Consider the following 8,224-nt stretch of genomic DNA (forward strand, 5'->3'; position numbering starts at 1 on the left):
GAGAGCAGGCCACGCAGGAGGCCGCGGCGGGGCGGGACGGGCTCGTCGTTGCGCATCGCCGCGATGGCGCGGGTAACGGGGCCGGTCTGTGGGTTCGAAGTGTGCAGGGTCGTTGCCATAGCTGGGGCTCCAGAGGATCGGTGAGGTCCTGCTCGGACTGTCCTACATCTATCGGGCAGAGCATCGGGCAGAGGATGGCACGCGGACACTCATGGCGATCGAACTCGTCCCCTTGAGCCGCGGGCAGTGGATGGTTCGAGAGATCAAGGGCGTCAAGAACCGGTCGCCCACCCCGCAGGCCCTGCGGGCGATCCTGGGGCGTTTGCACGCCCTTGGTGCGGTATCACCCGGCAGCATCTGCACCGAGCGGACCCGGGAGCTGTCGAGCCTGCTCGGCGTGTTCCGATGGAATGCCTTCGATTTTGCGGCGCTGGAACTCAATGAGTTGGAAGAGGCGCTCGAAACTCGCGAGGCAGCCTGATCGGGTGATCATCCTGCCTTCCGCGGACGGCCGACCTGCCGATGGGTGCCGTCCGCCTTCTTCTGCGCGACCTTTACAGCGCGTCTGCGCTTCTGGCGTAGGGCGTCGGTCCGCCGACGCTGATCGATGCGCTCCTGGTGCCCGAGCGGATCGACCGCACCGTCCTGCTGGCGATCGGACACCGGGCTCCGCACGTCCATGATCCCGGCCTCCAGAACCGGGACGAGTTCGACCGCCGCGGCGATGCCGTGCTCGGTCAGGTAGCGCATCAGCATCTCAGCCTGATCCTGGCTGTAGAGGTAGACGTCGTAGGGGCCTTCGTAGTTTGGATTGCGCGGCGCGCCGCGCATCACAAACTGGATGATATCCTCGCACTCGCGTGCCTGGAGGATCTGCGACGCATCCAGATCAAACATCTCCAAGATTGCTTTGTCCGACTCCTGCGCCTTGTTCGAGTAGATGTAGGCGCAAGAGGTATGCTTGATGAGCGTATTTGTTCCAGCCTGCTTGGGCGTGCAGAACTCAGCTTTAAAGCGATGGCGGAAGTACGGAAGGATGTCAGCGTTGCACGAGAAGAACCCAGCAAACCCATTGTTTTCAAAATACCGCGAAACCTGAACCAAGCACCGGCTTCCCTCCTCTGTGGCCCACCACGTCGTCGATCCACGATGTCGGGTGAAGTAGTGGATCCGGAACGTTTGCGGTTTGCGCAGGATCGGATGAGCCGGCTCGATCCGATCGAAACGGATGGCATCCGGATGAAGCGCTGTTGCGACGAGATACGCCGTGCTCCGGAAAAACCCTGCCCCGATGACGGTGACACCAGCGGTGCCAGCGAGCAACAGCGGCGTCCACACCGACCACCACGCGATCTTGCGCCCGAGGGACTGTGCGTCCTGCCAGGCAGCCAGATCGACGTAGACGGCGCGTCCTGGCGTGAGCACGCACTTGTGCAGGGCTGCCAGATCCTTGGCAGCATCCTGAGCGATGGCGCTGCGCTGCAGTGGCTCAACGCCCCCGCGTGGACGCACCTGATGCCAGCCACCGATGCCCACAGGTTCAAGGCTGTAGCGCTGATCCAGGGCGATCCAGCTCGCCTGTGCCGAGACGCTTCCCGAGGCGACGCAGCCGTCCGGGACTTCATCGATCACCACCTCCCAACCAGCGAGATCGGCAGGATCGAGCGCCATCAAAGCCTCGTGTGTGATCATCACCACGCGCGGCAGGTTAGAGCTTCCCGTTCGCAACGCTGTCTCGACGCGACGCTTGACCGTTCCGCGGACCGACTGCCCGGAATGGATCACCTCGACCGCGAGCGAGATGGCCCGCCGTGACGATACCTCTCGGCAGTATGCCGCGTGCTCTTCGATAAGCTGCTGACGCGCGCTTGCCCAGACGACATCACGAGGACGTGCAGCGATCGCGTCGAGTTGGCTTAGCGATTTGCGCGATCCAGGAACTCCGCTGATGATGTGAACAAGAAATGGGTTCATTCAAATACTCTCACTGAAATCTATCAAATAAAATGCGTCCGTTGCATGTTTATATAAGCAAAGATGGACAGAATTAATTTTTACACTCATCGAGAAGACGAAGTCGATATAAAAAGCAACGCAATGCCGCGCTGAGGCGGAACGAGGTCTTGTGCGGATCGACACGCAACGCGGGGCGAGACGCGCAAGAGCGAAAGACGTCCAGCACGGCTCGTGGGGTGGTGCGCCGTATGGCGAACCGCCACGCGACCCGCATGACGGACATCATCGCGAAGGAAGACGTCCTGTCATGAATCAGCTGATAGCGCGATCACATCAAATCGATCGCTGAGAGGATGATCGAGCGGCTCCCGCTCGCCGCGCATCAGCGCAGCAAGCCGAATCCACGAGCCGCTTCGGTTTGCAACACGACAAGCCCTCGCTTCGCTCCGGCTCATCGCGTCGACAACCTCGCGGCTAGTTTTCGATACAGGAAGAGCGAAGCGAGCTCCTTCGTCATGGATCTATGACAGACCTCAGATCGCACATCGACGCCATCGATTGCTGTCAAGTCGTACGTACCTGAAAACAGATGTCGTCTCGATGACCACACGAAGTCCAATCATCCGCCGCAGGCGCCCCAAACATGCAATGGACAATGTTTAAATATACATCTGGATCGAAACGAAACGGAAAAACATCAACACCACCTAAGCACAAAATAGACAGCGCTCTCGATGGTATTAAATTTCAATTCGACACCATCCTTTGTGTGCCTGAATGATTTGATATCGTTTTTGACGAATTCATCAATCCATCCTTGAATTTCGGTGGATAGAAAGTGTTCTATGGGCGAAACAACAAGGGTAAGACTTTCTTCTTCCCAGCTTGATTTTGTCAGTTTTGGAGGGAGATTTTTCGCTAGAGCAAACTTTTCACTGAATACATTAGAACCGTGCGTTGGAGGAAGCCAACGATTTTCTACAACAAATATCGCAAGCATGTCCTCGACAAGCTTTCTTCCTTTATTTGTTAAAACAAACCCCTCTGCCCTGCTTCCCGGCACATTCTTCGTGCTTTCAAGAAGATTCAGATCCTTTGGGTCAGACATCTTCGCAAGCAGTCGTGCAACTGCCGACACTGTCAGCCCTAAAGAATGAGATAAATCAGTTGCCGTGATAGCACGGGGCCGCTGGACATCCATGGTTTGAATACCAGCTATAATCAATATCTGCCACGCCGTAGTGCTCATACCTGATGACTGAATTTTTTCTAATAGCCTGAATACTTTCGTAAATGTTTCGCCCGCTTCTGCTTCAGACAAATTTATGCTCATGCGCCTCTCCACTGTGCCGCTTTCTAGCGCAACCGGCTCAAGCATGGAACGCGCATTCAGGCCGGTTCGAATATGACATTCATGTCACCTCATCGATGGCACGCACGCGAGTTTCTGGTTGACAGCCCTTCGCCCGTTGGCGTACGACGGGTCATGAACATAAACCAGCAGCAGCTAAAACAGTTTCCTAAACGCTACACAACATAGCGCTTCTGAAGCTGCGTTGTGTATAGTCATCTGCTTGTTATGTTCTTGCAATGCTAACACTGCAATGGATGCAAAAGCTATGAAGAATGGTGGATTGTTCGGGATTTCCGTCGAGGATCTCGATGGAACCGTTTTGGAAAATATTGTGCAATTGGATTATCATAGCGACATGCAGGACTGTATGTCCCGGATAATCGATCACGTAACCCAGTGTCTAGAAGACATGCCTAGTGAAATTCTGGATAGCCTCAACCATCAAGGCGTTCAAAATATCTACGAATGGGTTCTGTATGATAATGCTATTGAAAGCTTTTTGGCGGAGGATTTAGGACACGCTGCGGCATTCGCGCACCTAATTATGAAGCATCACGGTACAATGTATGGTTTGTTGACACGGAGAAGGAATATGTCCACGACTTTCATGGACTTGGAGTCGTCTTTACCGAAGATGGTGTTGGGACTTATGTCCGTCATGCTTCCTTCGGTGCAGATAACGACCGAAACTTTCAGTTATAGCCCTGCCTAAGATCGAATTGAGCGATTTGCGGCCTGTCGAGTGGGCTGATCTGACGAAGCGAGTTTGACGAGTAGGCTGGTGCTGTTTCCTGCAAGAGACACCGCCATGCCACCCCTGCCTGCCCGCTTCGCCGGGATCATCCTGGCGTTCGCGCTACTGTTCGTCCATCGTTCGTGGCGCCATGCTCAGCTTCTGCTGATCTGCGCGATCCTAACGCTGGGGCGCCGTACGGTGACGAGCGTCCTGTGCATCCTAGGTCGTGCACAGGAACGACGGTTCGTGAACACCCACCGGGTGCTCAGCCGCGCTGCATGGTCTCCCCGCTCAGCAGCCCGCATCCTGCTTCGGATGCTCATCTCAGCCTTCGCACCGCACGGTCCGGTCATCCTAGCACTCCGGGACACGATCGAACGCCATCGCGGCAAGCGGATCGCAGCCAAAGGTATCTACCGCGATGCATTCCGCTCGTCCGACAGTCACTTCGTCAAGGCAGGCGGGCTGTGCTGAATGATCCTGATGCTGCTCGCTCCGATCCGTGGGCCGGACGGGTCTGGGCCCTGCCGTTCCTCACCACATTAGTGCCGTCCGAACGCGCCTGCCGCGGGCGGGGCCGGCGGTACAAGTCCTTGCTTGACGTCGGACGCCAGCTCGGCCGCCAAGCCCGTCGCTGGGTGTCTGGCCGCGATCTCGTCCTGGTCGGCGACAGCGGATTCTCCGTACTGAGGTGAACAAGCTCAAGGAGGTCCTTTCTGGAGGTGCGTCCGATCTCGATGCCGCGCGAACGTTGTCGACACAGTTTGGCCGCCGCCGGTTCGAGCCGAACGTTGCTAGAAAACGTAGACAGCTTGCCGAGCAGGACTGGAAACCTTTACCAAAGGATCGTTCGTCCTCCGTCTGGTCGAAACAAGATGCCGCAAATTCTCATGTTCCAGAAGCCTGGATTGGTCAGTCCTCGGTTCGGCATAATCGCGTCAGAGCTTGAACTTCGGCCAACCACAACTTGAATCTATCAAGTCTGTGAGTGTATTTTGTCTTAAAGTTGATACAAAGACTATACTTCATCCGGAATTGTTGCCGTGAGGCAAAGGCGAGGACATGCAGATACGAACGTAGCCGGACGAGCCTCAGCAAGTGATGCCGCGACACCGAGAGCGAGCTGCAGGAGGCGTAGATCTAGAATTCTTAGGGCGTTCAGCCCTGTAGATATTCAGCTCTCGCCGTCCTGAAGGCTTCTAGGAACCAAGACGGCGAGGGCATTACGCCGAAACGAGGAGCTCACATCATGGAACAGCGCAATTGTCTTGATAGCACGCCTGCACCCTCTGTGCAGGATGCCGCCGCGCTTAACGCCGCTGAGGCCGGCTGGGATGCAAGGCTGCTCACTGCGCCAAACAGCGACGCCGGGCAGACCAGCGCGCGGAAGTACCGCAAGCTCGCCGCGATTTTGTCGGATCTGGCAAGCGCGGTGGAGGCTCATCGGAAGGCGCAACAGGCGTTCCTGTGCTCGTCGAACACGCACGACAACCGTTACGTCGACACGACCGTCGAGCAGGTGGCCGCCGTTGGGGATGTCATGCGCGCTATTCCGGCCTACCCGCTGCCCGACCTACGCTGCAAGACGATCTACCTTTGGCCCGGCAGTTTGAAAGGCAAAGTCGCCGACGACGAGTTCGTTTGTTCGGCAATACCACGCAGCCTACCTCAACACATCCGCGAGGGTGCTGAAGCTGAAACCCTACCGGCTGTCATGAATGGCAAATATGCACCCACCGCAAAGGCTATCAAAGGCGCTGCGAATAAGGCAGCTACTGCCGTCTACAAGATGCACGCCGATCGCGGAGCGCCCATCAGCCTCGATGCGACTCTCTTCGACGACAGTACCGCAACAGTCGGGGGCCGAATATCTCCTCGAATATCCCATTTCTAACACAAAGCATCGCGGCGTGCAGCGGCCGACTTCGTCCAAAATGCCCGTCGCACGGACCTGATCCCAACTTGTAGCCGTGTATGCGGCGCCACCGTGAAAACTTGCTTATGGGTAAGGCGAATCGCATCCCCGACCGATCCGAGGTCACCGACGAGACCATGATGCCACTCAGCGTCGCGGCCGAGATCGCTATGGCGCACGGCATCGTCTCGTCCGTGTCAGCGAAATCCTTGCGGCGCGAGGCCGGGCGTGATCGGCTGGTCACCTACGAATTGTTCGGGCGAATCCAAACGACGCTCGGCGACATCAAACGGATGGCTCGGAAATGCCTCGTCCAGCCAAGGGAGCGCGCCTCTACTACGCGCGCAAGGACGACCGGTGGTTCATCCGCGACACCGGACAGCCAGACATTGGCACTGGCTGCGCTTATGGAGAGCACGCGCAAGCTGAGCAGAAGCTCCAAGAGCACCTAGCGCGGAAATACAAACCCGACTTCGGCAAGGGCGATCCCGCTCGCGTCTCGGTCCTCGACGTCCTGAAGGTCTACACCGACGAGCATGCGCCACACACGGCGCGGCCGGACGTCATCAAGTCGGCCAATCCGCACCTCGGCCAGTTTTTCGCCGGCAAGACCGTGGCTGACCTAACTCCGCATGTGTGCCGAACCTATGCAACCTGGCGCACGTCGCAGCCGCAGGCGCGCTACAAGGTGGGTCCCGGCTACAGGTTCGCGACGATCGACGAAGTGCCGCGGGTTGGCTCGCAGACGGCGCTTCGCGAGCTCGGCGTGTTGTCGGCTGCAATCGGCTACGCCCACGCCGAGCACCGGCTTCTTTACCCGGTCGTTATCGCCATGCCCGACAAGAAGCCGAGCCGCGAGCGCTGGCTCTCGCGATCGGAAGCGGCTCGTTTGATCCTAGCGGCTCTCGGATTCCGCAATGTGGCGAACGACCCATCCGGCACGCCTGTCTGGCGCCGGCCGCGGGTGATTGGACCCGACGGGAAAGCGCGCGCCGAGTTCGATAAGAGCCGGCACGTCGCCCGCTTTATCCTGACCGGCCTTTATACCGGCACCCGGCATGAGGCGATCTTGCGGCTGAAGTGGCTCCCGACAACCGAGGGTGGCTACGTCGACCTGCGTAGCGGCATCCTCTATCGGCGCGGGCAAGGGGAGGGCGAGAGCTCGAAGCGGCGAACGCCGGTACCCCTCTCGAATAGGCTCCAGGCGCACATGCGCCGGTGGAAGAGGCAGAGCGTCTCGCACGTCATCGAGTTCGAGGGGGTGCCGCTCGATCGACTCCGCCGGGCCTGGAACACGGCGCGCTTGGCCGCAGGGCTCGGCGAGGAGGTTACGCCGCACATCCTGCGGCACTCTTTCGCGACATGGGCCGTTCGCGAGGGCATCTCATTCGGGATGGTGGCGCTCGCCCTCGGGACCACCGAGCGCATCGTGCGCGACGTCTACGGCCACCATGCGCCCGAGCACATGCGCGACGTCGTCGAGGCGGTGTCTGCGAGGAGGCGGTGAACACCTGGGGAACATCTCCCCAGAAACTCCCCAGAAACTCCCCAAGAACTGGGGTTTTGAGTGGGCATCCATGGCCTAAGATGGCGATTTGTGAAGGGGACTGCGCTCTGCGGCCGAGGAGGTCCATTCCTTTACACGGAGAGGGTCGGGGGTTCGAGTCCCTCACCGCCCACCAATCGTCACGACGGCTCGGGGCGGGTCGTCGGACCCAGCAGGCGTTCGATCCTCGGAAGCGCCTCGGCGACCGGCGTCGCGGATCGCTCCACGAGATGCCGGCGCCGCGTCGGTCCGTGCGATCCTCGGGCTCCGATCCCCGGCGGCCGCGCGGATGGGGGATGATGGCGCCTCGGGCGAAATGATGCTCTAGGCTCCGGCGGCGCCACCCAGGACCAGCGACATGCGAACCGTCATCCTCGCGCTTGCCATCACGATCGCGCCCGTCCCGGCGCTCGCCCTGTGCAGCTGCGCCTGTGTCCAGGGAACCGCCGTCGCGCGATGCTCCTCGACCGCCGACAACGTGCCGATCTGCCAGCTGCTGTGCCTGCCCTCCGCTGCCGCGCAATCGGTCGCCGGTCCGTCGATCACGCTGCCGGGCGCGCCGCAGCGTCGCGTGGACCCGATCCAGATCAACGAGCAGAACCAACAGCTGCGCTCGCAGGGCATCACGCCCCGCGACGGCCAGCCCCTGGACCGCTGACCCGCGACACGCCCCCGCGGCACCCGGTCCGGCCCCGATCCACCCTCCGCTCGGCCGGC

8 protein-coding genes are annotated in these 8,224 nt (G+C 59.5%); 6 read left to right on the top strand and 2 right to left on the bottom strand.

Annotated elements, in window-relative coordinates; all coding sequences use genetic code 11:
• The first annotated feature begins 211 nt into the window (after positions 1–211).
• Positions 212–481: a hypothetical protein gene (locus MKK68_RS04500; RefSeq protein ID WP_244028972.1), complete on the top strand. Its 270-nt coding sequence runs from the start codon at positions 212–214 to the stop codon at positions 479–481.
• An 8-nt stretch (positions 482–489) separates the two neighbouring features.
• On the opposite strand, the gene MKK68_RS04505 is transcribed toward MKK68_RS04500, so the two are convergent.
• Positions 490–1,974, bottom strand: a complete 1,485-nt coding sequence (locus MKK68_RS04505) for a hypothetical protein (protein ID WP_244028974.1) — start codon at positions 1,972–1,974, stop codon at positions 490–492.
• Positions 1,975–2,653: 679 nt separating this feature from the next.
• A complete protein-coding gene (locus tag MKK68_RS04510; RefSeq protein WP_244028976.1) occupies positions 2,654–3,334 on the bottom strand; it encodes a MarR family winged helix-turn-helix transcriptional regulator in 681 nt (226 codons plus the stop codon).
• 226 nt (positions 3,335–3,560) lie between these two features.
• Between MKK68_RS04510 and MKK68_RS04515 the strand changes: the two genes are divergently transcribed.
• The 5 genes from MKK68_RS04515 (at position 3,561) to MKK68_RS04535 (ending at position 8,165) form a co-directional block, all read left to right on the top strand.
• Entirely contained in the window at positions 3,561–4,022 is a 462-nt protein-coding gene (locus tag MKK68_RS04515) for a hypothetical protein (protein WP_244028977.1), read from the top strand.
• A 96-nt stretch (positions 4,023–4,118) separates the two neighbouring features.
• Positions 4,119–4,520 (top strand): transposase, encoded by a 402-nt coding sequence (locus MKK68_RS04520; RefSeq protein WP_244028979.1) that lies wholly within the window; start codon positions 4,119–4,121, stop codon positions 4,518–4,520.
• Between the two features lie 775 nt (positions 4,521–5,295).
• A complete protein-coding gene (locus MKK68_RS04525; RefSeq protein WP_244028981.1) occupies positions 5,296–5,940 on the top strand; it encodes a hypothetical protein in 645 nt (214 codons plus the stop codon).
• 325 nt (positions 5,941–6,265) lie between these two features.
• Positions 6,266–7,468: a tyrosine-type recombinase/integrase gene (locus MKK68_RS04530; RefSeq protein ID WP_244028983.1), complete on the top strand. Its 1,203-nt coding sequence runs from the start codon at positions 6,266–6,268 to the stop codon at positions 7,466–7,468.
• Positions 7,469–7,865: 397 nt separating this feature from the next.
• Positions 7,866–8,165 carry a hypothetical protein gene (locus MKK68_RS04535; protein WP_244028985.1) on the top strand — a complete coding sequence of 100 codons (300 nt, stop codon included), beginning with the start codon at positions 7,866–7,868 and terminating at the stop codon, positions 8,163–8,165.
• Positions 8,166–8,224: the final 59 nt, after the last annotated feature.

The organism is Methylobacterium sp. E-016 (assembly GCF_022829745.1).
Classification (GTDB): Bacteria; Pseudomonadota; Alphaproteobacteria; order Rhizobiales; family Beijerinckiaceae; genus Methylobacterium.

Bases quoted from the DNA above. Each gene is read 5' to 3' on its own strand.
- MKK68_RS04535 (WP_244028985.1), top strand. From the start codon at position 7,866: ATGCGAACCGTCATCCTCGCGCTTGCCATCACGATCGCGCCCGTCCCG.
- MKK68_RS04500 (WP_244028972.1), top strand. From the start codon at position 212: ATGGCGATCGAACTCGTCCCCTTGAGCCGCGGGCAGTGGATGGTTCGA.
- MKK68_RS04530 (WP_244028983.1), top strand. From the start codon at position 6,266: ATGCCTCGTCCAGCCAAGGGAGCGCGCCTCTACTACGCGCGCAAGGAC.
- MKK68_RS04520 (WP_244028979.1), top strand. From the start codon at position 4,119: ATGCCACCCCTGCCTGCCCGCTTCGCCGGGATCATCCTGGCGTTCGCG.
- MKK68_RS04510 (WP_244028976.1), bottom strand. From the start codon at position 3,334: ATGCTTGAGCCGGTTGCGCTAGAAAGCGGCACAGTGGAGAGGCGCATG.
- MKK68_RS04505 (WP_244028974.1), bottom strand. From the start codon at position 1,974: ATGAACCCATTTCTTGTTCACATCATCAGCGGAGTTCCTGGATCGCGC.
- MKK68_RS04525 (WP_244028981.1), top strand. From the start codon at position 5,296: ATGGAACAGCGCAATTGTCTTGATAGCACGCCTGCACCCTCTGTGCAG.
- MKK68_RS04515 (WP_244028977.1), top strand. From the start codon at position 3,561: ATGGATGCAAAAGCTATGAAGAATGGTGGATTGTTCGGGATTTCCGTC.